General features: G+C 70.8%; 19 protein-coding genes. 7 read left to right on the top strand and 12 right to left on the bottom strand.

What is annotated here, in order from left to right; all coding sequences use genetic code 11:
• Positions 1-129 precede the first annotated feature (129 nt).
• Entirely contained in the window at positions 130-2,124 is a 1,995-nt protein-coding gene (locus OG963_RS20535; protein ID WP_093931135.1) for a CocE/NonD family hydrolase, read from the bottom strand.
• A gap of 441 nt (positions 2,125-2,565) precedes the next feature.
• Here OG963_RS20535 and OG963_RS20530 point away from each other — a divergent pair, with 441 nt between their 5' ends.
• From OG963_RS20530 to OG963_RS20510, 5 genes are all read left to right on the top strand, one after another.
• Positions 2,566-3,576, top strand: coding sequence for a polyprenyl synthetase family protein (locus OG963_RS20530; protein WP_093778126.1), 1,011 nt, complete (start codon positions 2,566-2,568; stop codon positions 3,574-3,576).
• A 229-nt stretch (positions 3,577-3,805) separates the two neighbouring features.
• On the top strand, positions 3,806-5,071 hold the full coding sequence (locus OG963_RS20525; protein WP_371799307.1) for an outer membrane lipoprotein carrier protein LolA: 1,266 nt from the start codon (positions 3,806-3,808) through the stop codon (positions 5,069-5,071).
• A gap of 117 nt (positions 5,072-5,188) precedes the next feature.
• Positions 5,189-6,175: an ABC transporter ATP-binding protein gene (locus tag OG963_RS20520; protein ID WP_093778122.1), complete on the top strand. Its 987-nt coding sequence runs from the start codon at positions 5,189-5,191 to the stop codon at positions 6,173-6,175.
• Positions 6,162-7,046 carry an ABC transporter permease gene (locus OG963_RS20515; RefSeq protein WP_371799306.1) on the top strand — a complete coding sequence of 295 codons (885 nt, stop codon included), beginning with the start codon at positions 6,162-6,164 and terminating at the stop codon, positions 7,044-7,046. Before OG963_RS20520 ends, OG963_RS20515 begins: the two co-directional genes overlap by 14 nt.
• A 197-nt stretch (positions 7,047-7,243) precedes the next feature.
• Positions 7,244-7,834, top strand: coding sequence for a TetR/AcrR family transcriptional regulator (locus OG963_RS20510; protein ID WP_093931138.1), 591 nt, complete (start codon positions 7,244-7,246; stop codon positions 7,832-7,834).
• A 12-nt stretch (positions 7,835-7,846) separates the two neighbouring features.
• Here OG963_RS20510 and OG963_RS20505 read toward each other — a convergent pair whose 3' ends face one another.
• Both OG963_RS20505 and OG963_RS20500 read right to left on the bottom strand, forming a co-directional pair.
• Entirely contained in the window at positions 7,847-8,398 is a 552-nt protein-coding gene (locus tag OG963_RS20505; RefSeq protein WP_030926304.1) for a flavodoxin family protein, read from the bottom strand.
• 146 nt (positions 8,399-8,544) lie between these two features.
• Positions 8,545-9,351 (bottom strand): HAD family hydrolase, encoded by an 807-nt coding sequence (locus tag OG963_RS20500; protein ID WP_371799305.1) that lies wholly within the window; start codon positions 9,349-9,351, stop codon positions 8,545-8,547.
• Positions 9,352-9,849: 498 nt separating this feature from the next.
• On the opposite strand from OG963_RS20500, the gene OG963_RS20495 reads away from it, so the two are divergent.
• Positions 9,850-10,386: a hypothetical protein gene (locus OG963_RS20495; protein ID WP_093778114.1), complete on the top strand. Its 537-nt coding sequence runs from the start codon at positions 9,850-9,852 to the stop codon at positions 10,384-10,386.
• Here the strand turns inward: OG963_RS20495 and OG963_RS20490 are convergent.
• The 3 genes from OG963_RS20490 to OG963_RS20480 form a co-directional block, all read right to left on the bottom strand.
• Positions 10,361-11,944, bottom strand: coding sequence for an FAD-dependent monooxygenase (locus tag OG963_RS20490; protein WP_371799304.1), 1,584 nt, complete (start codon positions 11,942-11,944; stop codon positions 10,361-10,363). The two genes, OG963_RS20495 and OG963_RS20490, sit on opposite strands and share 26 nt — an antisense overlap.
• A 170-nt stretch (positions 11,945-12,114) precedes the next feature.
• Positions 12,115-13,116: an EamA family transporter RarD gene (rarD, locus tag OG963_RS20485; RefSeq protein WP_093778110.1), complete on the bottom strand. Its 1,002-nt coding sequence runs from the start codon at positions 13,114-13,116 to the stop codon at positions 12,115-12,117.
• A 136-nt stretch (positions 13,117-13,252) separates the two neighbouring features.
• Positions 13,253-14,113, bottom strand: a complete 861-nt coding sequence (locus OG963_RS20480) for an SDR family oxidoreductase (protein ID WP_093778108.1) — start codon at positions 14,111-14,113, stop codon at positions 13,253-13,255.
• A 109-nt stretch (positions 14,114-14,222) separates the two neighbouring features.
• Between OG963_RS20480 and OG963_RS20475 the strand changes: the two genes are divergently transcribed.
• Positions 14,223-14,612, top strand: coding sequence for a winged helix-turn-helix transcriptional regulator (locus tag OG963_RS20475; RefSeq protein WP_371799303.1), 390 nt, complete (start codon positions 14,223-14,225; stop codon positions 14,610-14,612).
• 41 nt (positions 14,613-14,653) lie between these two features.
• On the opposite strand, the gene OG963_RS20470 is transcribed toward OG963_RS20475, so the two are convergent.
• The 6 genes from OG963_RS20470 to OG963_RS20445 form a co-directional block, all read right to left on the bottom strand.
• Entirely contained in the window at positions 14,654-16,609 is a 1,956-nt protein-coding gene (locus OG963_RS20470; RefSeq protein ID WP_093778106.1) for an APC family permease, read from the bottom strand.
• A gap of 135 nt (positions 16,610-16,744) precedes the next feature.
• Complete coding sequence (locus tag OG963_RS20465; RefSeq protein ID WP_030926293.1) at positions 16,745-17,824, bottom strand: 2-oxoacid:ferredoxin oxidoreductase subunit beta; 1,080 nt, start codon at positions 17,822-17,824, stop codon at positions 16,745-16,747.
• Complete coding sequence (locus tag OG963_RS20460; protein WP_030926290.1) at positions 17,817-19,790, bottom strand: 2-oxoacid:acceptor oxidoreductase subunit alpha; 1,974 nt, start codon at positions 19,788-19,790, stop codon at positions 17,817-17,819. Before OG963_RS20460 ends, OG963_RS20465 begins: the two co-directional genes overlap by 8 nt.
• Before the next feature lie 257 nt (positions 19,791-20,047).
• A complete protein-coding gene (locus OG963_RS20455; RefSeq protein ID WP_093778335.1) occupies positions 20,048-20,707 on the bottom strand; it encodes a response regulator transcription factor in 660 nt (219 codons plus the stop codon).
• Positions 20,708-20,976: 269 nt separating this feature from the next.
• On the bottom strand, positions 20,977-22,332 hold the full coding sequence (locus OG963_RS20450; protein WP_319324311.1) for a sensor domain-containing protein: 1,356 nt from the start codon (positions 22,330-22,332) through the stop codon (positions 20,977-20,979).
• Between the two features lie 171 nt (positions 22,333-22,503).
• Complete coding sequence (locus OG963_RS20445; protein ID WP_319324313.1) at positions 22,504-23,721, bottom strand: sensor domain-containing protein; 1,218 nt, start codon at positions 23,719-23,721, stop codon at positions 22,504-22,506.
• Positions 23,722-23,760 lie beyond the last annotated feature (39 nt).

The following is a 23,760-nucleotide window of genomic DNA, read 5'->3' as shown; positions in this document are numbered from 1 at the left end:
CTGCCTCGCTTTCCAGGTCGCTTGGGGGACACGTTACGTCGGTGTGGCCACCGCGCGGCAGTGCCCCAACTTCGCCGCATTCCCGGAAAGTTCCGCCGTACCCCCACGTCGGACGGGGTACGGCGGTGTTCAGCCCGCCGTGCGGGGGATCCGCTTCACCCAGGTGCGGTGGAAGACGATCTCGTCGCCGTCCTTGCACACCATCTCGTCGGAGGTGAGGAAGTCGTGCTCGTCCCCACCGATCTCGGACCGCGTCTCGATCTTCACGTCCCAGGCCGTCTCCGGCCGGTGGAGCCTGATCGTCCGGTCGGAGCGGGTGCGTGCCGACAGCGGGTCGTTCTCCTGGATCGTGTACACATCCACCCCGTCCTCGGTGAATTCGAGGCCGTCCGGGTGCACGCGTGTGCCGCCGTAGCGCGGGTCGACCTCCAGCCGCCATTCGCCCTTGGCGACGTCGCGGACCACCAGCCGCTCGGGGCGCGGCTCGTCGAGCGTCACCGGGAGGACGACGAGGAGCGGCTCCGCCTGCTCCGGCTCCTCGAACGTGATCGACGGTTCCTCGGCGCGGTGGCGCACCGGCAGTTCGAGGAGGCTGCCGTCCGCGTCCAGGGTGAACCCCGCCGAACCGGCCTGCGGCCAGATCCACGGCCAGTACGAGGACGAGACGGCGAGCCTGATCCGGTGGCCGGGCGAGAAGGCGTGCCCGATGCCGTTCAGCTCGAAGGTGACGTCCTCGGTCGCGCCGGGCGTCCAGTCGTCGGACCGGTCGCGGCCGTGCCGGGCGGACAGGTTGAGGGCGCCGCGGGTGACGAGCGTGGAGGCCCCTTCGGGTGTGACCTCGCAGAGCCGGACGATCACCTGGCCGCGCGGTACGTCCATCCGGATCCGGAGCTTCACCCGTGGGCGGCCCAGGATCTCGAGAGGGGCGTCCACGACCGGGAACTCGAACGAGACCGACTTGGCGTCCTCGTCCCGCTGGTCGGGTGGCAGATCGGCGTCGTTGCCGAACGGGACGAAGCGCCCGGCGTCCAGCCCGGTCTGCTGCGGCGAGCGCACGGTCTGCGGGCCCCCCTGGAGGGCGTACGCGACCGTCGCGACGTTCCTCGACGGCCAGCCGGTGTCGCCGACCCACCGGCCGGGAAGTGTCTCGTACACCGTCGCGGGCCGGTGCGACCGGCTGATCCAGGACCGCAGCAGTGGCTCGGACATGACGCCGGTCTCCTCGCCCTTCAGATGCTGGTCCCACCAGCGCAGCGTCTCCTGGAGGAAGCCGATCGAGGGCCCCGGCGGCAGGCCGCGGTCCGGGTACTGGTGCGACCACGGCCCGATCAGTCCGCGCACCTTCGCCGGGTCGAGGTGTGCCACGAGCCGCAGCACGGTGTCGCGGTACGGGTCGTGCCAGCCGCCCACCGCGAGCACGTGCGCCTCGATGGCGGAGTAGTCCTCGCAGACGCTGCCGTGGGCCCAGTAGGCGTCGCGGGTCCGGTGCGCCAGCCAGGTGTGGACGGGCGGGTCGACCGCTTCGAGCCGCTTGAGCCACATGGCCTTCCACCCGTCGCCGACGTGCGCCGGGTCCGGTGGCCGGGCTGCGAAGGCCAGCGTGGTGGCCGCCCGGGCGTGCATGCCGACGGCGAGGACCGAGCCGCCCATGTAGTGCGCGTCGTTGTCGTAGCGGTCGTCGGTCGAGCAGACCGTGACGATCGCCTTCAGCGGCTCGGGGGCGAGCGCGGCGATCCGGAGCGAGACGGAGCCGCCCCAGGAGATGCCGAACATGCCGACCCGGCCGGTGCACCACTCCTGCCCGGCCAGCCAGCGGACGACGGCGACCCCGTCGGCCGGCCCGGTCGCGTCGTACGCGTCGCCCGGCAGTCCCTCACTGTTGCCGTACCCACGGGCATCGACGCGTACGGAGGCGTAGCCGTGACCCGCGTACCAGGGGTGGCGCTGCCGGTCGCGCGGCGCCGTCCAGTCGCTCAGCCGGTACGGCAGGTACTCCAGGAGCGCCGGTACGGGTTCGTCGGTGATCGGCCGCCAGATCCGGGCGTGGAGCCGTGTGCCGTCCGGGAGCGGGATCCAGACATCCTCGTGGGCCGTGTCGTAGGGGAACCGGGTGCGGATGTGCATGGCGTACCTCGGTGGACGGAGGGCATGGGGCGCTTGGTCGGGGGTGCGGCGGCGCCGGCGGTGGCCTGGACCGCACCTCCGAGGATCGGCCGTGCGGTGTGACTCCGGGGCGACGGGGGACCCGGCGCCGTGGCTGCGCCCGGCCAGGTGACGCCGGACGGCACGTACCGGATCGGGCCGGGCGTCATCCCGACGGCGGCCGCCACCCGGGGCTCGCGGCCGGACAGGGGCGTGAGCCCCGGCCGGCCGGAAAGGGCCCGGCGTCGCCGGGAGGCGGCCGGGTCCGTCCGGCTGCGGCGGGTGCTCCTGGACAACCCGAACATACCGGCGGTGGCGGGAAGGCGCCCACGGTGATCCAAAGGGGACCGGATACGCTGACTTGAGTGATGACAGCGACACATCGACATTCCGTGTGATCGTCAGCAGACAGGAGATCCCCTCGTGACCGTCGTCGGGCCGTTCGGACTGAGCGTGCGGGACCAGGCTCTTGAGGCCGATGTCCAGACCGGTTTGGCAGCTGTCGAGGCGGGGCTGCTCGATGCCACCAAGAGCGAAGTCCCCTTCATCACGGAGGCTGCGCAGCATCTCGTACGGGCCGGGGGCAAGCGTTTCCGGCCGCTGCTGGCGATGCTGTCCGCCCAGTTCGGTGACGCGGACGCGCCGGGTGTCGTGCCGTCCGCCGTGGTCGTCGAGCTGACGCACCTCGCCACGCTGTACCACGACGACGTCATGGACGAGGCGGACGTACGCCGCGGAGTCGACAGCGCCAACACCCGCTGGGGCAACTCGGTGGCCGTGCTGACCGGCGACTTCCTCTTCGCCCGCGCCTCGCACATACTGGCCGACCTCGGTCCGGAGGCCGTACGCATCCAGGCGGAGGCGTTCGAGCGCCTGGTCACCGGCCAGATCCTGGAGACCGCGGGGCCGCGCGACGGCCGCGACCCGGTCGAGCACTACCTGGACGTGATGCGCGGCAAGACCGGCTCGCTGATCGCCGTCGCCTGCCGGTTCGGCGCGATGATGGCCGGCGCCGACGAGTCGGCCGTCGACATCCTCACCCAGTACGGGGAGCGCCTCGGTGTCGCCTTCCAGCTCGCGGACGACGTACTCGACATCGCCTCCGACTCCCACGAGTCCGGCAAGACCCCCGGCACGGACCTGCGCGAAGGCATCCCGACGCTCCCCGTACTGCACCTGCGGGCGCAGGCGGCGGCCGACGGCAAGCCGGAGGACCTGGAGCTGCTGAAGCTGCTGGACGGCGACCTCAGCGACGACGCCCGGCTCGCCGAGGCGCTCTGCCGGCTGCGCGCGCACCCGGCGCTGGAGCAGGCCCGGCGGGACACCATCCGGTGGACCGAGGAGGCGCGGGCGACGCTGGCGCCGCTGCCCGAGTGCTACGCGAAGGCAGCGCTGGAAGAGCTGTGCGACGCCGTGGTGCACCGCGCGGGCTGAGCCCCGGCAGACGTGCCGCGCACCCCGACCCCTACGGGTCGGGGGAGGCCGGGCCGGGTGGTGTCATACCGCAGAGGTATGCGGAGTTGCTCCCGCGGGCTGACGCTTCGCCACCTCGAATTTGGTCAGATGGAGAACAACCACTCCTGACCAAAACGGGTGAGAATGGCGGCACGGAGTGGACGAGTGCATCCGGACGGAAGCCGCCGACCACGGAGGTAGGGCACACATGGCACCGAACGACAGCGCAGAGACCACCGGCGACGCCGCGGACGAGGCCACCGGCACCATGGCCGGCCGCCGCAGGGCGGCGCGGTACGTGGTTCCGGTCGCGGTGGCGGGGGTGGCGGCCGCGACGATCGGGCTGGTCCCGGCGCTCGCGGACTCCGGTGACCCCGATCTGCCGAAGATCACCGCACAGCAGCTCATCGAGAAGATCGCCGCGTCGGACACCGAGCAGCTCTCCGGCACGGTGAAGATCAGCACGGACCTCGGCATCCCGTCGCTGGGCGGGCTCGCCGGCTCGCTGGCGCAGGGCGACGGAGCGCACGGCGGCTCGAGCGCCGACCCGCAGGAGAAGCTGACGGAGCTCGCCTCCGGCACGCACACGCTGCGGGTGGCCGCCGACGGCCCCGACAAGCAGCGCGTCTCGATACTGGACAGCGCCGCCGAGTACAGCGTGATCCGCAACGGTGACCAGGTCTGGGCGTACGACAGCAAGTCCAACCAGGCGTACCACGCGACCGGCGACAAGGCTTCGGGTCACGCGGAGAAGCGTGGCGAGGCCACGGTCCCGGACGGTGTGCCGACCACGCCGAAGGCGTTCGCCGAAGAGGCGCTGAAGACGGCCGGCCCCACCACGTCGGTGACGGTCGACGGCACGGCGCAGGTCGCCGGACGTGACGCGTACAAGCTGGTCATCAAGCCCAAGCAAGGCGGCTCGACGATCGGTGCGATCACGATCGCGGTCGACGCGAAGAACGGCGTACCGCTGAAGTTCACACTCTCCCCGAGCAGCGGCGGCAAGGCCGTGATCGACGCCGGGTTCACCGGCGTCGACTTCGCGAAGCCCGCGGGCTCCTCGTTCACGTTCACCCCGCCGAAGGGCGCCAAGGTGACCGAGGCCGACGACGCGAAGGCGCAGCGGCAAGCCGGGAAGCAGGCACCGGAGTTCAAGGTGCCGGGTGAACCGGCCGGGCTGGACGGACTGGCCGGCGGCAAGGGGATGAAGGTGATCGGCGAGGGCTGGAGCGCGGTCGCGGAGATCGAGGCGCCGGGCGGCCGGGCGGTCCCGACGTCGCCGAAGTCCGGGGATGTGCCGCCTGCGGCACAGCAGTTCCTGGACTCGTTCGGCGACAAGGTCACCGGAAAGTTCGGCTCGGGCACGGTCTTCAAGACCCGCCTGGTCAACGCACTGATGACGGACGACGGCAAGGTCTACGTCGGGCTGGTCACCAAGGACGCGCTCGTCAGGGCGGCCAACAGCGCCAACTGACGCCCCGGCCCCACCCGTACCGCCCGGACGACCCGCACATCCCGCACTGCGCGACCGCCCCGCCGTACGCTCCGTACGGCGGGGCGGTCGGTTATCCGACCCCATGGGGAGTCACGCATGACAGAGACCGGCGCCGTGATCGAGTCCGAGGCGGTGCCCCGGACCGGAACGGCCGTGATCGAGACCCGCGGTCTCACCAAGCGGTACCGCGGTGGCCAGCTCGCCGTCGACGGCCTCGACCTCAGCGTCCCGGGCGGCAGCGTCTTCGGCTTCCTCGGGCCCAACGGCTCCGGGAAGACCACCACGATCCGGATGCTGATGGGCCTCATCGACCCTACGTCCGGCACCGCCCGGGTCCTCGGCCACCCCATGCCGGGCGCCGCCCGAACCGTACTCCCACAGGTCGGAGCGCTGATCGAAGGGCCCGCGCTGTACGGGTTCCTGACCGGCCGGGACAATCTCCTGCGCTACGACTCCGCCGACCCGACCGCCGATCCACGCACCCGCCGGGCACGGGTCGCGACCGCGCTGGACCGGGTCGGCCTCGGCGCGGCGGCAGGCAAGAGGGCGAAGGCGTACTCGCTGGGCATGAAGCAGCGCCTCGGCCTGGCCGCTGCCCTGCTCCAGCCGCGCCGCCTCCTCGTGCTGGACGAGCCGACCAACGGACTGGACCCGCAGGGGATGCGCGAGATCCGCGCACTGGTCCGGGAACTGGCGGCGGACGGCACCACGGTCTTCCTCTCCTCCCACCTCCTCGACGAGATCGAGCAGGTCTGTACGCACGCCGCGGTGATGGCCCGGGGCCGGCTGATCACCCAGGGCCCGGTCGCCGACCTCGCGGCGGGCACCCGTGGCCGGCTCACCGTCACCACCCCCGACCCGGGCGACGCCGCCCGCGTCCTCAAGGAGCTCGGCGTCACCGGCATCACCGCCGACGGTGACCGGGTGAGTGCCGAGGCCCCGCCGGCCGACGTCGAACTCGCGGACCTGAACGGGGCGCTGGTCCGCCACGGGGTGCGCGTACGGTCGTTCGGCGTCGAGCGGGCCTCGCTGGAGGACGCCTTTGTCGCACTCACCGGAGAGGGTTTCGATGTCGCAGGCTGAAGCAGTCGGACCGGCGGGGGCGGGCCGGTCCCGCAACCCGCTGTGGACCTTCGGGATCCTCCGCTCCGAACTGACCACGACGCTGCGCCGCTGGCGCACGCTGGCGCTCCTCGGGGTGCTGGCCGCCGTCCCCGTGCTGATCGGGATCGCGGTGAGGATCGAGACGAGCGACGGCTCGCCGGCAGGCTCGGGCGGGGGCGGCCCGGCGTTTCTCTCCCAGGTGACCAACAACGGCCTGTTCCTGGTCTTCGCCGCACTTTCCGTGACCCTGCCGGTCTTCCTCCCCATGGCCGTCGGCGTCGTCGCGGGGGATTCGATCGCGGGCGAGGCCGGTGCGGGCACCCTGCGCTATCTGCTGGTCGCGCCCGCGGGCCGGACCCGGCTGCTGCTCGCCAAGTACGCCTCCACGCTGGTGTTCTGCCTGGTCGCGACGGTGGTCGTGGCGGCGTCGGCACTGGCCGTCGGTGCGCTGCTGTTCCCGGTCGGCGAGGTCACGACGATCTCCGGGACGCAGATCGGCTTCGGCGAGGGGCTGCTGCGGGCCGGGCTGATCGCGGTGGCGGTGGCGGCGTCGCTCATCGGGTTCGCGGCGCTCGGGCTGTTCATCTCGACGCTCACCGGCAGCGGGATCGCGGCGATGGCCACGACGGTCGGGGTGCTGATCACGGTGCAGATCCTGGACTCGATCCCGCAGCTGAGCGGTATGCACCCGTATCTGTTCCCGCACTACTGGCTGTCCTTCGCGGACCTGCTGCGCGACCCCGTCTACTGGGACGACATGGTCAAGAACCTGGGCCTGCAGGGGCTGTACGCGGCGGTGTTCGGCTCGGCCGCCTGGGCGCGGTTCACGGCGAAGGACATCACGGCCTGAGCGGCGGGGCGTTCGCGGTTCCGCCCGTGCCGTCGGCCGGGCGAGCCGTCCCCCGATCGGCTCGTCGCGGCACGAACGGCACGAACGGTGCGAACAGCAGGAACGACACGGTACGTTCCGTTTCTGCCTCTGTATTGTTCGACTTCTGACGACGCCCTGTCAACAAGGAATGGACTCAACACCCCTATGCTCACCGAATGATCACATCGCCGAGTTCGCTGCGTCGTAGTGAGCGATCACGACGGGCGACACTGGACGCCGCCCTCGCACTGTGCACGGAGAAGGGGTACGGCCGCGTCACCATCGAGGCGATCGCGGCCCGGGCGGGCGTCAGTAAGAAGACGATCTACCGCTGGTGGCCGTCGAAGAGCGCGGTGCTGCTGGAGGCGTTCACGGAGGCACTGGTCGACGCCACGCCGTTCGTCGACACCGGCGACATCGCCGCCGACATCCGTACCCATGTGACAGGCGCGGTGAGACTGCTCTCCACGCCTCCGTTCGGCCCGGCCTACGCAGGGATCCTCTCCGAACTCCACCACGACGACGAACTCGCCGAAACGGTCCGGACCCAGCTGATCGAACCCCGTTTCGCCGCGGCGGTGGCCCGGTTGCGCCGAGCCCAGGAGCAGGGCCAGATCCCGCCGGGCGCGGATCTGCCACTGGCCGTGGAGATGCTCTACGGGCCGGTCTACTACCGCCATGTGCTGCGCAAACCGGGCCAGGACGAGGCGACGGTCGCGGCACTGGTCACGCACGTGCTCCGGGCGCTGGGCGCACCGGAGCCGTGAGATGAGGCACCGTCAGCCGAAGAAGGTCTTGGCGCGGGCGACGGCGGCCGTGTCGCCCAGTACGTCACCGGGCCGGGTGCCGACTCCCAGCAGCATCCCGCCCCACTCCATCCGCATGTACGAGGCGATGGTCCGCAACGTCCCCGTCGCCGGTTCGGCGACGCTGTGATCGGATGTCGCCAGCGCCGTGACGCCCCACAGGGTCCGCCCGCCCATCCGCTGCTTGAAGTCGAGGCCGGGTACCCGCATCCATCCCGACCAGTGGTCCAGATACCGCTTGGTGGAGGTGGACATCGCGTACCAGTACAGCGGTGACGCGAGGACCAGATCGGTCGCGCCGAGCGTCGCGTCCAGCAGGGTGGCGGCGTTGCCGGTGGGGGTGGGGTAGCGGCCGTCACCGTCGTGGCGCAGGTCCTCGAAGTCGGGAAGTGCCAGTTCGTTCAGGTTCAGCCAGCGCTGCTCGGTCTCGGGCGGCAGTTGTTCGGCGGCGAGCCGCGCGAGTTCTTCGGTGTTGCCGTCGGTGCGGCTGCTGCCGAGCAGGAACAGAAACGTACGAGTGGTCATGGCTGGTCCCCCGTGAACGGTTGCGTGCTACGACTGTGTGCGCCTGCACTATATGCGTGTGCATATAGTTTTGGGAACGGGCACACGCCGCTTCCGCCGGCCGACGCCGCTCCGGTGTGCTGTACGGATGCCGCTCCAGGGACGGTTCAGCCGAACACGCGCTCCAGCACGACCGCGACCCCGTCGTCGCCGTTCGACGCCGTCACCTCGTCCGCTGCCGCGCGCAGGGCCGGATGGGCGTCGGCCATCGCGACCCCGTACCCGGACCGGCGGAACATCGGCAGATCGTTGGGCATGTCCCCGAACGCGATCGTGGCAGCCGGATCCACTCCCAGGGCCTCCGCGGCCAGCGCGAGCCCGGTGCCCTTGTCGATGCCGTACGGCTGGAGTTCGACCGTGCCGGGGCCGGACAGGGTGACGGTGGCCAGATCGCCGACGACCGCGCGGGCCGCGGCGGCCAGCGCGTCGTCCGTGAGCTCGGGGTGGCGGACGAGGACCTTGACGATCGGGGTGGCCCACAACTCGTCCCGGTGGCCGGTCCGCTGGGCGGGCAGTGCCGGGTGCGGCATCAGGTAGCCCGGCTCGATCAGCGTCCGACCGTCGGGCCCGTCCTGGTCCACGGCCGCGAAGACCGGACCCACCTGGGCCTCGATCTTGCCGAGCGCGGTGTCGGCCAGGTCCCGGTCCAGCGTGGCCGCGTACACCATGCGCCCGGTCCCGGCGTCGAACAGCTGCGTGCCCTGGCCGCAGACCGCGAGACCCCGGTAATCCAGCTCCGTGAGCAGGTTCCGTATTCCCGGCACCGGCCGCCCGGTGACCACGAGATGGAGCGCGCCCGCCGCGGCGGCCAGGGCGAGCGCGGCACGGGAACGAGGGCTGACGGTGTCGTCGTGGCGCAGCAGAGTGCCGTCCAGGTCCGTCGCGACAAGTGCATATGCGGGTGGGATGGGCATGGGCCAAGCCTAGGGAGATCCGCTTCCCGTCGTACGGCCCTGACCTGCACGGACGGTCCGGGTCCGGGGCGCGGTCGCGACCCGGCAGGGGCATAGCCGGAGGAACTGCCCAGAGCGGCGGCCCCGTACCGGACCCGGCATCGCTGCATGCGGCATCGGTGAATGCCGCGCGCACGACTGCCAGTTGCTGTTCGTCGACACCTCGCGGCCCGGCCTGGTGCGGAACCCGGCACAAGGTCCGGGCTCACCGCGCCCGTCATCGAGAAGGAGACGGGTGTGCCGACAGGGCTCACCCGGGACGCCCGCGCCCCGGCCGACGGTCCGGACCGTTGCCCGCGATGCCCCACGCCGCCGGCCGTGAGGTACCTTCGCGCAGGTCAGCCAGTGGTGACAACAGCCCCCACCGCTCCCGCCGTCCAGAACAGGCGTCCTGTGACCAACCCGTCCGACAGCAGCCATTCCATACGGTCCGTCAGGACCTCGACCGGTCGGATCCGTATGCGTCCGGTTCTCGCCACCGTCCTCCTGGCCGCCCTGCTCACCGCCTGCGGCAGCGGCCCCGACGAGGCCGGCAGCCGCGGCGGCCACGCCGCGCCCACAGGTGCTGTCGGCTCGGGGGCGGTCGACGGGGCCGAGCCGAGCCCGCCCGACCGCACCGTCTCGGGACTGCGCGACGACACCCGCCACGTCACACGGAGGACCGCCACGGGAACCCGTCCGCGCATGGTCAACCGCTGTACGACCCGCGTCAGAAAGGTCAAGCACACCTCCACCAGCGGCACGGGCCGCCGGAAGAGGACCCGGACCTGGTACAGCGACGACTCCTACAAGGACTGCAAGAAGGTCCAGCAGGGCACCACCAGCTACACCCGTGTCGTGCGCCGGGCACGCTGGTGCGTCGAACTCGACGACGTCGGCGGCAACTCCACCAAGGACGACGTCTGGTACGAGGTCGAGTCGGACGTCTACCGCAACGCCACCCAGCTCAAGGAGGGCGCCAAGCTGTCCTTCACTCCGCTGCGAAGGGGCTGCTGACCCACGCCGACCGGTCGAGGTGGTCCACGACGGCCCGGCCGTCCGTGGCCGGAGCGATCAGGCCCACGTGGTTGTCGGGCCGGACCAGGACGAGGGTGTCCTCACCCGGCACGATCCCGTACGCCGAGTGGGCATGGCCCTCGTCGTCGGTCAGGCCGTCCGTGTGCGCCGGGTCGATCGCGTACGCCCGCAATGCGTCGCCGTACTTCGCGGCCGCCTCCCGCAGTGCCTCGGCCGTGCCCGCACCGAAGCCCAGCAGGGTGAAGTGCGGTCCGGCGAAAGCGTCGAACAGGCGGATCGGTGCGCCGGTCGCGGTCTTGCGGCAGGGGGCGTCAGGGGCGCGGTCGCCCGCCCGCAACGGACCGTCGGAGTTCCCGCCCGTGCCGTTGCGGGAGAGGGAGCTCCAGCGGTAGCCGCGGCTCAGGCCGGTGGTCTCCGGGGTGGCCGCCGCGTCCAGCCCGCCGCCCGGCTCCTTGATCGCTTCGAGTGTCGCCCGTAGCCGCTCGGAGGTGATGTCCAGCGTCCAGGAGGCGACCGGCAGCCGCTCCTCCTCGTAGGTGTCGAGAAGAGCCGGTCCCGCCTGGCCGCCGACGACCAGCGCGAGCTTCCAGCCCAGGTTGAACGCGTCCTGGATCCCGGTGTTCATGCCCAGGCCACCCGCCACCGAGTGCACGTGCGCGGCGTCGCCGGCCAGGAACGCGCGGCCCACCCGGTAGCGGTCGACCATGCGGACATTGACCCGGTACGTGGAGAGCAGGGTGGCGTTCGACAGATGGGTCCCCGGCAGTCCGGTGTGCCGGGCGAAGAGCCTGCGGAAGCTCTCCGGCGACGGGGGCACGGGTGCTCCCGAGGCGTCGGTCTCGGGTCCCGCCTGGAACCACCAGCCCGACCGCGTACCCGGGATCGGGCACAGCATCACGGCGCCGTCCTCGTCGAACCACTGGTGCCAGTAGCCGCGGTCGAGGCCGTCCACCTCGACGTCGCCGCAGACCATCATCTGCTCCTCGTTCGTCTGCCCTTCGAACGGGATGCCGAGGAGTTTCCGTACCGCGCTGTGGGCGCCGTCGCAGCCCACCACGTAACGCGCCTCGATGTCCCTGCCGTCGGCGAGCGACGCGGTCACCGAGTCCGGTCCCTCCGCCAGCCCGGTCACCTCGGCCGACAGCTCCACCTGCACGCCGTACTCCGAGAGGCGGCTCCGCAGGATCTCCTCCAGCTTCCACTGGGCGATCAGCCATGGCCGGTCGTACGGGGCGTCGGGCGTCGGGTGCGATGTGGCGAACGGGTCGGCGTCGGCGACCGGCATCCCGTCCCGGTACTTGCGCATGGGCAGCGGTGCCGAGCCGGCGGCCATGACCTCCGCGACGACGCCGAGATCCGCCAGGATCTCCAGGGAGCGGGGATTGGGCCCCTTGGCGCGCGAGCTGCGCGGGAACTCGGGGGACTTGTCGATGATCCGTACGGGGATCGAGCGGCGGGCGAGGTCGCAGGCCAGGGTGAGTCCCGTCGGTCCGGCCCCCACGATCAGGACGGCGGCCGTGAGCGGGGAGGCGGTCATGGGTACTCCTCGATTGCGTTTCCGTGGACATCCAGGAAAACGCAACGAAGTTAAAAAAGCAACCGAGTCACATTTGTTGGCCGGTCGTGATCGCCCGGGCGTCGCGGGCGGCGGGCGGGCGCCACCGTGATCCGGCGCACCGGTGGCGACGGTGACGCCGGGCGCACCGATCACTGCCCTCGGGCTGCGTACGGGGAAGAAGGCCCGTCGGTCGGCAGCTGGTGCGGGAGACGCTGCGACGGCGGCTGCGGCTGTGCCGACGCGGCAAGCTGCGCAGCCTGTGTCTTCGCCCGCCGTGCCGTCCGGAGCGCGTCCCATGTCAGCAGCGTGAGCGCCAGCCACACGAGCGCGAACCCGGCCCACCGCTCCGGCGGCATCGCCTCGTGGAAGTACAGGATGCCGAGGCCGAACTGGAAGACCGGCGCCAGATACTGGAGGAGGCCCAGTGTGGAGAGCGGTACGCGGATCGCCGCGGCCCCGAACAGGACCAGCGGTGCGGCCGTCACGACACCCGTCGCGGCGAGCAGTGCCGCATGGCCCGCACCCGCGGACATGAATGTCGCGTCGCCCTGCGCCCCGAGCCACAGCAGATATCCGAGCGCGGGCACGAACAGCACCGCGGTCTCCGCGCTGAGCGACTCCAGGCCGCCCATGTTGACCTTCTTCTTCACCAGGCCGTACGTCGCGAAGGAGAACGCCAGGGTCAACGAGATCCACGGCGGGCGCCCGTATCCGATCGCCAGCACGAGCACCGCCGCGACGCCGGTGCCGACCGCCACCCACTGCACCGGGCGCAGCCGTTCGCCGAGAAGCAGGACGCCCATGGCGATGGTCACCAGGGGGTTGATGAAGTAGCCGAGTGAGGCCTCGACGACATGGCCGTTGTTCACCGACCAGATGTACAGACCCCAGTTGACGGTGATGACGGCCGCGGCGATCGCGATCAGTCCCAGCTTCTTCGGCTGCCGTACCAGCTCGCCGATCCATGCCCAGCGGCGCAGCGCGAGGAGCGCGAGGCCGACGACGGCGAGCGACCAGACCATGCGGTGGGCGAGGATCTCGATCGCCCCGGACGGCTTCAGCAGCGGCCAGAAGAGCGGGACGAGGCCCCAGAGGCCGTACGCGCCGAAGCCGGACAGCAAGCCCGCCCGCTGTTCATTCGTCCCCGCCACGGGCCCTCCCGGCATCCTCCGCGTCAGCCATTCGGCTGCACCGTCAACTGCACGACGGTAACGCCACGAGGGCCCGGTGTCATACCCGTATTGCGATACGGTCATGACGCCGGGCCGAGCCCGGTCGAGGAACGCTCTAAGCGGCGGCGACCGCGGCGGCCACCGTCTCGGCGAGCGGCGTCGTCGGGCGCCCGATCAGGCGGGCCAGGTCGCCGTTGGTCCCGGCGAGCAGCCCGCGCGCGATCGCCTCGTCGACGTCGACCAGGATCGCCGCGAACTCCTCGGGCAGACCGGCGCCGACCAGGATCTCCTGGTGCACGGCGGCGGGGACGTCGTTGTACGCGATCTCCTTGCCGGTGGCCTCCGACACCTCGGCCGCGTACTCCGCGAGCGACCAGGCGACGTCGCCGCTCAGCTCGTAGGCCTTGCCGAGGTGGCCCTCGCCGGTCAGTACGGCGGCCGCCGCGGCTGCGTAGTCGGCGCGCGTGGCGGAGGCGACCCGGCCCTCGCCCGCGTTGGAGACGACGGCGCCGTGCGTCAGGACGGGGGCGAGGTTCGCCGTGTAGTTCTCGGTGTACCAGCCGTTGCGCAGGAAGGTGTGGGGCAGACCCGAGTCGAGGATCAGCCGCTCGGTGACCTTGTGCTCGGCGGCCAGCCGGAAGTCGGCGTCGGGGCCGCCCAGCACGCCGGTGTACGCGAGCTGCGCGACGCCCGCCGCCTTGGCCGCGTCGATGACGGCGGTGTGCTGCGGCACGCGCCTGCCCACCTCGTTGCCGGAGATGAGCAGGACCCGGTCCCCGGCCTTGAAGGCGTCGCTGAGGGTCTCGGGCCGGTCGTAGTCGGCGATCCGCAGCTCGACGCCGCGGGCGGCCAGGCCGGCGGCCTTCTCCTTGTTGCGGACGACGGCGGCTATCTCGCTCGCGGGCACGGTGGCCAGCAACTCGTCGACGACGAGACGGCCGAGCTCTCCGGTGGCTCCGGTGACGACGATGCTCATGGGGGTTTCTCCTCTTTGGATGCTCTGGTCCTCGTTCGGGCTCTCCGTCGCTCACCCTAGGGGCAGCACTAACTGAGGGAAAGTACCCACTCTGAAGTAAGGTACTGATATGAGCGTAAGCAAGGTGCCGGATGTGAACCGGCAGATGTGCCCCTCCCGGCTGGTGCTCGAACACGTCACCAGCCGCTGGGGCGTCCTCGTCCTCGCCGCCCTGCTGGAGCGCTCGTACCGGTTCAGCGAACTGCGCCGCGAGGTCGGCGGCGTCAGCGAGAAGATGCTGGCCCAGACCCTCCAGACGCTGGAGCGCGACGGCTTCGTGCACCGGGACGCCAAGCCGGTGATCCCGCCACGGGTGGACTACACGCTCACCGAGCTGGGCAAGGAGGCTGCCGAGCAGGTGTGGGGGCTGGCGCGCTGGACCGAGCGGCGCCTCGACGTCGTACACGCGGCCCGCGAGACGTACGACGCACGGAAGGCCACGCAGGACCAGCCGGGCTGAGCCTGCACGGAGGCAGTCGGCCTCAGGGGGCAGGTGGTTGCTCAGTCGGGTTGAGGGGCCCGCCCCTCCGCCAGCGCCCGCAGTGCGCGCGAGACGTCGAACGGCAGGATCGTCACCGCCACGTGCGGCAGCTGCTCCAGCGCGATGGCCATCGCCTCGCCGGTACCCCGGTGCAGGATCTTCCCGAGCGCGTTGGAGTACAGCCGCCGCGGCACGAGCACCGTCAGCGAGGTCCGCCCGTCGGCTGTGGTCCGGGTCGCGAGTTCCTTCATCGCATGACGCAGCCGCCGGTCCGGGCACGCCACCAGCTCCAGCGACACGGACGTCGCGGCCGTCGCCTCCCAGCGGGCGGCCAGCCGTCTGCCGTGCGCCTCGTCGATCGAGAAGTGCACCGCCCGGATCTCGTCCGGACGCAGCTCGTGGGCGTACCGCAGTGCTTTCAGCGTCGCCAGGTCGAGCGTGTCGACGAGGACGAAGACCAGATGGCGCCGGACCCGTGGCCGGTCGGCGCCCGGTGCCTGGATGCTCTGCAGCGCGGCGGCCTCGCGCCGGTACTCGCGGTTGATCCGCGTCAGCGCCCAGACGCCGAGCGGAAAGACCACCACGACCAGCCAGGCGCCCTCGGTGAATTTGGTGACCGCGAAGATCAGCACCACGGCGGCCGAAATGACCGCGGCCAGCCCGTTGACCGCGATCTTCACCCGGCGGTACGGCTCGCGGCGGCGCAGGTGGTACGCGGTGAGGCCGGACCCGGCCATGGTGAACGCGGTGAACACACCGATCGCGTACAGCGCCACGAGCTTGTCCACGCTGGCGCCGGTGACCACCAGCAGCGCCAGCGAGACGACGGTCAGCGCGATGATCCCGTTGGAGAACGCCAGCCGGTGCCCGCGTCGGGTGAGCACCCGCGGCAGGAACCGGTCCGCGGCCACGAAACTGGCGAGGAACGGGAAGCCGGTGAACGGCGTGTTGGCGCCCGTATAGAGGACCAGCGCGGTCGCCAGCTGTACGAAGGTCAGCCCGACCATCCCCAACGGACCGTTGCCGAACGCGAGATGGGCCTCCTGTGCGATGACGGTCGGCGTGCCGTCGGTGTACGGGACGGCGTGCGTGAAATGCGCCAGGGTGGAGACGCCGAGGACGAGGACGCCCAGCACACAGCTCATGGTGATGAGCGTGCGGCGGGCGTTGCGGCCCTGCGGCTCGCGGAACGCGGAGATGCCGTTGGAGATCGCTTCGAGTCCGGTGAGCGACGAGCCGCCGTTGGCGAAGGACCGCAGCACGATGAAGAGCGAGGCGCCGTAGAGCCAGCCGTTGCCCGGCGTGCCCAGCGGCACCACCCCCGGCGCGTGCAGATCGGCGTGCGGCAGCCCGCCCGTCAGCCCGCGCGCCGCGGCGACGACCAGCACCAGACCGACCGCGGCCATGAAGAGATAGGCGGGCAGTGCGAACGTCCGGCCCGCCTCGCGGATGCCACGCAGATTGCCGTACGCGAGCAGCACGATCACCGCTACGGAGACCGGCAGCTGCAGATGGTCCAGGCCGGTCCAGCCGCCCCCGATCAGATGGGCGAGCGAGATGAGGGCGTTCGTGCCGGCCGACACCTGGACGGCGACGGTCACGATGTAGTCGACGAGCAGCGCCACGGAGGCGATCTGCGCGATGTTCGGCCCGAAGTTCTCCCGGGCGACGACGTACGAACCGCCCGCCCGGGTGTAGATCATGACGACATCGCTGTAACAGAGCGTCAGGAGCAGCAGGACGAACAGGATCGCGCCGGTCACCGGCATGAGCAGGGTGAAGGCCGCCGCGCCGACGACGGGCACGAGGACCCGCAGCATCTCCTCGGAGCCGTACGCGGACGAACTGATGCAGTCGGAGGCGAGTACCCCGAGCGCCGTCCGGTTGCTCAGTTTCTCGTCGCTGATGCGCTCGGTGGTGAGGGGCTTGCCGAGCAGATGCCGTTTGATGCGGTACGCGGGACGGTCCAGGGCCATGGGCACATGAGAACGGGTGCCGGGCCGGGAGCGGTGAAGACTCCCCGGTCCGGCACCCGTACGGTGTGCCCGTCCGCGTCGCGGCGCATCTCCTGCGGATCCTGCCGGCCCGAGGGCCGATCCCGGAGCGAGGCCCTAGCCGATGACCGTCCAGTTGTCGTTACCGGCGAGCAGCGCGGCCAGGTCGCCCTTGCCGTTCTGCTCGACCGCGGTGTCGAGCTGGTCGGCCATCTGTGTGTCGTAGACCGGGCGCTCCACACTGCGCAGCACCCCGATCGGGGTCTGGTGCAGGGTGTCGGGGTCGGCGAGCCGGGAGAGCGCGAACGCCGTGGTGGGGCTGGCGGCGTGCGCGTCGTGGATCAGGACCTGCGACTCGTTCTCCGCGGTGACCTCGACGACCTTGAGGTCACCGGTGGCCGGGTCGCGTACGACACCCTTGGACTGCCCGGTGCCGAAGCGGATCGGCTGCCCGTGCTCCAGCCGGATCACCGCGTTCTCGGCCTGGTCCTTGTCCTTGAGGACCTCGAACGCGCCGTCGTTGAAGATGTTGCAGTTCTGGTAGATCTCCACCAGCGCCGTACCGGGGTGGGCCGCCGCCTCGCGCAGCACGCTCGTGAGGTGCTTGCGGTCGGAGTCCACGGTGCGGGCGACGAACGACGCCTCCGCGCCGAGGGCCAGCGACACCGGGTTGAAGGGGGCGTCGAGCGACCCCATCGGCGTCGACTTGGTGATCTTGCCGACCTCGCTCGTCGGTGAGTACTGGCCCTTGGTGAGCCCGTAGATCCGGTTGTTGAACAGCAGGATCTTCAGGTTCACATTGCGGCGCAGCGCGTGGATCAGGTGGTTGCCGCCGATGGACAGCGCGTCGCCGTCACCCGTGACGACCCAGACGGACAGGTCGCGCCGCGACGAGGCCAGGCCGGTGGCGATGGCCGGGGCGCGGCCGTGGATCGAGTGCATCCCGTACGTGTTCATGTAGTACGGGAACCGGGAGGAGCAGCCGATGCCGGAGACGAAGACGATGTTCTCCTTCGCCAGACCGAGCTCGGGCATGAAGCCCTGCACGGCGGCGAGGACCGCGTAGTCACCGCAACCGGGGCACCAGCGCACTTCCTGGTCGGACTTGAAGTCCTTCATGGACTGCCTGGCCTCGGCCTTGGGCACCAGCTGCAGGGCGGGGAGCCCGGCAGGGAGTGCCTGGTCGGTGTTAGGCATCGATGGCCTCCTTGAGAGCTGTCGCGAGCTGCTCGGCCTTGAACGGCATACCGTTGACCTGGTTGTAACTGTGGGCGTCCACCAGATACTTCGCCCGGACGAGCGCAGCCAGCTGGCCGAGGTTCATCTCCGGGACGACCACCTTGTCGTAACGCTTCAACACCTCGCCGAGATTCCTCGGGAAGGGGTTGAGATGGCGCAGATGGGCCTGGGCGATCGGATGCCCACCCGCGCGCAGCCGGCGGACGGCGGCGGTGATCGGGCCGTACGTGGAGCCCCAGCCCAGGACCAGGGTCCGGGCGCCGGCCGGGTCGTCGACCTCGAGGTCGGGGACCTCGATGCCGTCGATCTTCGCCTGGCGGGTGCGGACCATGAAGTCGTGGTTCGCCGGGTCGTACGAGATGTTGCCGGTGCCGTCCTGCTTCTCGATGCCGCCGATGCGGTGTTCGAGACCGGGCGTGCCGGGAACGGCCCACGGGCGGGCCAGGGTGTGCGGGTCGCGCTTGTACGGCCAGAACACCTCGGTGCCGTCGGCCAGTTCGTGGTTGGGCCCGGTGGCGAACTGCACACGCAGGTCCGGAAGCTCGTCGATGTCCGGGATCCGCCACGGCTCGGAGCCGTTGGCGAGGTAGCCGTCCGAGAGCAGGAACACCGGTGTGCGGTACGTCAGTGCGATCCGGGCCGCGTCGATCGCGGCGTCGAAGCAGTCGGCCGGGGTCCTCGGCGCCACGATCGGCACCGGGGCCTCGCCGTTGCGCCCGTACATCGCCTGGAGCAGGTCCGCCTGCTCGGTCTTGGTGGGCAGACCGGTGGACGGGCCGCCGCGCTGGATGTCGATGACGAGCAGCGGCAGTTCGAGCGAGACGGCGAGACCGATGGTCTCCGACTTCAGGGCCACACCGGGCCCGGACGTCGTCGTCACGGCGAGCGAGCCGCCGAACGCCGCGCCGAGAGCGGCACCGATGCCCGCGATCTCGTCCTCCGCCTGGAAGGTGCGGACGCCGAAGTTCTTGTGCTTGCTGAGCTCGTGCAGGATGTCGGAGGCCGGGGTGATCGGGTACGAGCCCAGGTAGAGCGGTAGATCCGCCTGCCGGCTCGCGGCGATCAGCCCGTACGACAGGGCGAGGTTCCCGGAGATGTTCCGGTACGTACCGGTGGGGAAGGTGTGCGAGGCGGGCGCCACCTCGTAGCTGACCGCGAAGTCCTCGGTCGTCTCACCGAAATTCCAGCCCGCCCGGAACGCGGCCACGTTCGCCTCGGCGATCTCCGGCTTCTTGGCGAACTTCGCCCGCAGGAACGCCTCGGTGCCGTCGGTCGGCCGGTGATACATCCAGGAGAGCAGCCCGAGCGCGAACATGTTCTTCGAGCGCTCGGCCTCCTTGCGGGAGAGTCCGAACTCCTTCAGCGCCTCGATCGTCAGCGTCGTCAGCGGCACCGGATGGACGTTGTACGCCTGCAACGAGCCGTCCTCCAGCGGACTGGTCTCGTAGCCCACCTTCGCCATCGGGCGCTTGGTGAACTCATCCGTGTTGACGATGATTTCGGCGCCGCGCGGCACATCGCCGATGTTCGCCTTGAGCGCGGCGGGGTTCATCGCGACCAGCACGTTCGGGGCGTCGCCCGGCGTGAGGATGTCATGGTCGGCGAAGTGCAACTGGAACGACGAGACGCCCGGAAGGGTGCCTGCGGGGGCCCGGATCTCGGCCGGGAAGTTCGGCAGCGTCGACAGGTCGTTCCCGAACGACGCCGTCTCGGAGGTGAACCGGTCGCCTGTGAGCTGCATACCGTCTCCGGAGTCACCCGCGAAGCGAATGATCACCCGGTCCAGGCGGCGGATCTCTTTCCCGTCGGCGCCCGGCGTTGCGGACTGGGGGGCTCGCTGCTCCCCGAGAACAGCCTCACTGGCCTGATCGGCGTCATTGGCCTCATCGGCCTGGTCGGCTGGGCTACTGACCTGGCTGGTCACTGAACTGGACCTCCCTCGGGGCGGCGGCTCGGGACCGTCCGGCCCGCCGGCGGTCCCAAGGCCCACCCTACGTCGGTAAGGGTCGCCTTCCCCGGACCGGTCACATGGTGGACGCCACTATGAGACGCCTTTTTGTGCCGCTTTGCCATATTTCGCGAACCCCCTGGGATGTCCGTCGGCGTGGCCGGGCGCTCGCAGGCGTGTATTCCGCGGCCCGGGCACGGCTACCGGCCATTACCTGACAGGGTGTCAGGTAATCAGGAGTTGAGGTAGGTCAGAACGGCCAGGACGCGGCGGTGATCCCCCTCACTGGGCGACAGGCCGAGCTTCAGGAAGATGTTGCTGACGTGCTTCTCCACCGCGCCGTCGCTCACCACCAGCTGCTTCGCGACCGCCGAGTTGGTCCGCCCCTCCGCCATCAGACCGAGCACCTCGCGCTCGCGCGGCGTCAGCCCGGCCAGGACGTCCTGCTTACGGCTTCGGCCCAGCAGCTGAGCCACAACTTCAGGGTCCAGCGCCGTGCCGCCCTGCGCCACCCGGACCACGGCGTCCACGAACTCACGGACCTCCGCCACCCGGTCCTTCAGCAGATAGCCCACACCACGGCTGCTGCCGGCCAGCAATTCGGTGGCGTACTGCTCCTCGACGTACTGCGAGAGGACCAGGACCCCGATGCCGGGATACTCCTTGCGCAGCCGCACCGCAGCCCGCACACCCTCGTCGGTGTGGGTCGGCGGCATCCGCACGTCGGCGACGACCACATCGGGCAGCTCGCCCCCCTCGGCAAGATCGCCCACGGTCTTGATCAGAGCCTCGGCGTCTCCTACCCCCGCGACGACGTCGTGCCCGAGATCGGTCAGCAATCGGGTGAGCCCCTCCCGGAGCAGTACCGAATCCTCGGCAATGACCACTCGCACCCTGTCCTCCACCACGACGCCCTGTCCCCCTGTTGCTGTCCGTCGGCTCCACCGCGACCCGATCCGTCCCTCGTGCCCCCAGCATCCCAGCATCGGTCCGCGGACGGGAGCTGTGACGGACGTTTGTGTGCCGGCGGGGGACGCGACGGAGGCGCCCGGACGGGATCCGGGCGCCGCACGACGATTCGTACCTGCGTATGGATGTGCTGTGCGAGATGTGTTGCGCGACAATGTTCGGGTGTGACGAGGCCTCCGCGAGGTGCTCCGCCTCAGCCACGCCAGGGGAGCTCGGCCGTGATCCTCGTCGGGCCGCCTTCCGGGGAATCGACGACAAGGACACCGTCGACCGCGTCCAGCCGCTCGGCCAGACCGGCGAGGCCGCTGCCCGCCGACAGATTCGCGCCGCCCCGCCCGTTGTCGGTGACCTGGAGCAGCAGCCGGTCGGCCGTACGCCACACGTCGACCGTCGCGCGCGTCGCCCGCGCGTGCTTGCTGACGTTCTGCAGCAGTTCGGACACGGTGAAGTAGGCGATGCCCTCGATGGCCTGCGCGGGCCGGGACGCCAGATCCACCTCGACCGTCACCGGGACGGTGCAGCGGGAGGCGATGGCGGAGAGTGCGGCGTCCAGGCCGCGGTCGGTGAGGACGGCGGGGTGGATGCCGCGGGCGAGGTCGCGGAGTTCCTGGAGGGCGACCTTCACTTCGCCGTGTGCCTCGTCGACCATGCGGGCGGCCGCCTCGGGGTCCTCGGTGAGCTTCTCCTTCGCCAGACCCAGATCCATCGCCAGGGCGACGAGGCGGGCCTGGGCGCCGTCGTGCAGATCGCGCTCGATGCGTCGCAGGTCCGCGGCGGCCGTGTCCACGACCACCCCACGGTCCGACTCCAGCTCGACGACGCGAGACGCCAGCCGCGACGGCCCGAGCAGCCCGTAGACCATCACCCGGTCCACGGACGCCAGACCGCGGATGATCCACGGGGTGAGGAGGACGAGTGCCAGACCGAACGCGCTGGTCGCGGCCAGCTCGAACGGCGAGTCGAGATAGATGTCGTGCGTGGCGTCGCCGTACAGCTGAATGCCGTCGACCCCCGCGTACGCAGGGAACACCCACTGCCACAGCGGGTAGCTGAACGCCGCCCACCCGTACGCCCAGAACGTCAACGACACGGTGAAGGCGAAGACCGCCCACGGGAAGTGCAGCAGCGCGTAGAGCAGATGCCGCCAGGACACCCCGCTCTTCAGGACCGCCCCCACCCACGACATCAGGCCGCCCGTCCTGCCGCGCACCGGAGCCGGCTCCGCCACCTGCAGCTTCAGCAGCCCCCGCGCCCGGGCCCGCTCCATCACGCCGAAGCCTCGGCACATCGCCAGACCGAGGGCGAGGACCGGGATGCCGAGAAAGGTGATCAGCAGGCCCGCGCCCAGCGACGTCATGGTGATCGCGAAGCTGAAGAGCACCACGCTGATCGGCAGACTCAGCAGCAGATAGCCGAACTCGCGCCAGGTCCTCGCCTCCAGCGGCGCGCGCAGCACCGCCGGGAAGAAGTGCTTCACCGGGGGGTTGTCCCCGGAGCCGGCACCGGACCGCTGATGGTCCCGAGTGTCCGGTCCGTATGCCGTGGCCATGGGTGCCGTCCGTTTCTTCTTTCGGCGGTGGTCTTGTCCGGTCCAGCCCGTACAGCGGCTGACACATCAAGGGTGCTGTTCTGCGGGACGAGGCACCATGAGGCCGGTATCCCTCTTCGACCGGGGGTTTTCCCCACCCCCGGCCCAAGGGCTGTCCCTTAGGCGCTGCGGCTAATGGCGTTCTGCGGCGCCCGCGCCGTCCCGACCCCGGTCCCGCCCCTGGTCGCGGTCCCGCCAGGGCAGCTCCGCGGTGACCGTCGTCGGCCCGCCGACCGGCGAGTCCAGGACGAACAGCCCGTCGACCGCTCCCAGCCGCTCCGCCAGCCCCGACATCCCCGTACCGCCGTCCATCCGCGCCCCACCCCGGCCGTCGTCGCTGACCCGGATCAGCAGCCGCTCCGCCGACCGCCAGACCTCGACGGACGCCGAGCGCGCCCCGCTGTGTTTGCTCACGTTCTGCAGCAGCTCGGAGACGGTGAAGTACGCGATGCCCTCGATCGCCTCCGCCGGACGCCCCGGCAGGTCCACCCCCACCCGCACGGGGACGGTGCAGCGGGAGGCGATGGCGGAGAGTGCGGCGTCCAGGCCGCGGTCGGTGAGGACGGCGGGGTGGATGCCGCGGGCGAGGTCGCGGAGTTCCTGGAGGGCGACCTTCACTTCGCCGTGTGCCTCGTCGACCATGCGGGCGGCCGCCTCGGGGTCCTCGGTGAGCTTCTCCTTCGCCAGACCCAGGCCCATCGCCAGGGCGACGAGGCGGGCCTGGGCGCCGTCGTGCAGATCGCGCTCGATGCGTCGCAGGTCCGCGGCGGCCGTGTCCACGACCACCCCGCGGTCCGACTCCAGCTCGGCGATCCGGCGCTCCAGCTCGTCCGACGGCGAGAGCAGCCCGCGCGCCATCGCCCGGTCCGCGTTGGTGAGCAGACGCGCGGTGAAGGGCAGCACGGGCCACAGAACGAACAGGCTCACAAGCGTCACCGTGAACGTGAGCACGCCCCAGGGCAGGCGGATGAACGAGTACAGCACCGCGCGCCAGCCCACCGGATCCTTGAGGCTCGACCACAGCCACGGAAAGAAGCCCTGGTCGTGACGGGTCAGTGCCACCGAGCTCGGCTCGTCGATCCGTATCCCGAGCAGCCCCCGGGCCCGGCCCCGCTCCGCCCGGCCGAGCAGCCGCGCCCCCTGCAGCCCGGCGGCCAGCAGCGGCAGACCGATCACCGTGACCGAAAGCCCCACACCGACACCGATCATGAACACTGTGTAAACAAACCCGGCGAGCGCCATCGGCAGGTTGGACAGGAGATAGGAGATCTCCTTCCACGTCCACGGATCGAGGGCGAAGCGGGCGGGCGGCAGCCGGTCGTCGTCGGGCACCGGGGGGCTCATGGTCATACGCCCAGCCTGCCGGGCCGGACCTGCGCACGCCATGGG

It is taken from the genome of Streptomyces sp. NBC_01707 (assembly GCF_041438805.1).
Lineage (GTDB): Bacteria > Actinomycetota > Actinomycetes > Streptomycetales > Streptomycetaceae > Streptomyces.
The sequence above is the reverse complement of the archived record's forward strand: the minus strand, read 5'-3'. Positions and strand labels throughout refer to the sequence as shown.

Coding starts and splice junctions, on each gene's coding strand:
- OG963_RS20500 (WP_371799305.1), bottom strand. CDS start 9,351: ATGCCCATCCCACCCGCATATGCACTTGTCGCGACGGACCTGGACGGC.
- OG963_RS20535 (WP_093931135.1), bottom strand. CDS start 2,124: ATGCACATCCGCACCCGGTTCCCCTACGACACGGCCCACGAGGATGTC.
- OG963_RS20480 (WP_093778108.1), bottom strand. CDS start 14,113: ATGAGCATCGTCGTCACCGGAGCCACCGGAGAGCTCGGCCGTCTCGTC.
- OG963_RS20470 (WP_093778106.1), bottom strand. CDS start 16,609: ATGGCCCTGGACCGTCCCGCGTACCGCATCAAACGGCATCTGCTCGGC.
- OG963_RS20490 (WP_371799304.1), bottom strand. CDS start 11,944: ATGACCGCCTCCCCGCTCACGGCCGCCGTCCTGATCGTGGGGGCCGGA.
- OG963_RS20465 (WP_030926293.1), bottom strand. CDS start 17,824: ATGCCTAACACCGACCAGGCACTCCCTGCCGGGCTCCCCGCCCTGCAG.
- OG963_RS20505 (WP_030926304.1), bottom strand. CDS start 8,398: ATGACCACTCGTACGTTTCTGTTCCTGCTCGGCAGCAGCCGCACCGAC.
- OG963_RS20450 (WP_319324311.1), bottom strand. CDS start 22,332: ATGGCCACGGCATACGGACCGGACACTCGGGACCATCAGCGGTCCGGT.
- OG963_RS20445 (WP_319324313.1), bottom strand. CDS start 23,721: ATGACCATGAGCCCCCCGGTGCCCGACGACGACCGGCTGCCGCCCGCC.
- OG963_RS20525 (WP_371799307.1), top strand. CDS start 3,806: ATGGCACCGAACGACAGCGCAGAGACCACCGGCGACGCCGCGGACGAG.
- OG963_RS20475 (WP_371799303.1), top strand. CDS start 14,223: ATGAGCGTAAGCAAGGTGCCGGATGTGAACCGGCAGATGTGCCCCTCC.
- OG963_RS20515 (WP_371799306.1), top strand. CDS start 6,162: ATGTCGCAGGCTGAAGCAGTCGGACCGGCGGGGGCGGGCCGGTCCCGC.
- OG963_RS20495 (WP_093778114.1), top strand. CDS start 9,850: ATGCGTCCGGTTCTCGCCACCGTCCTCCTGGCCGCCCTGCTCACCGCC.
- OG963_RS20510 (WP_093931138.1), top strand. CDS start 7,244: ATGATCACATCGCCGAGTTCGCTGCGTCGTAGTGAGCGATCACGACGG.
- OG963_RS20520 (WP_093778122.1), top strand. CDS start 5,189: ATGACAGAGACCGGCGCCGTGATCGAGTCCGAGGCGGTGCCCCGGACC.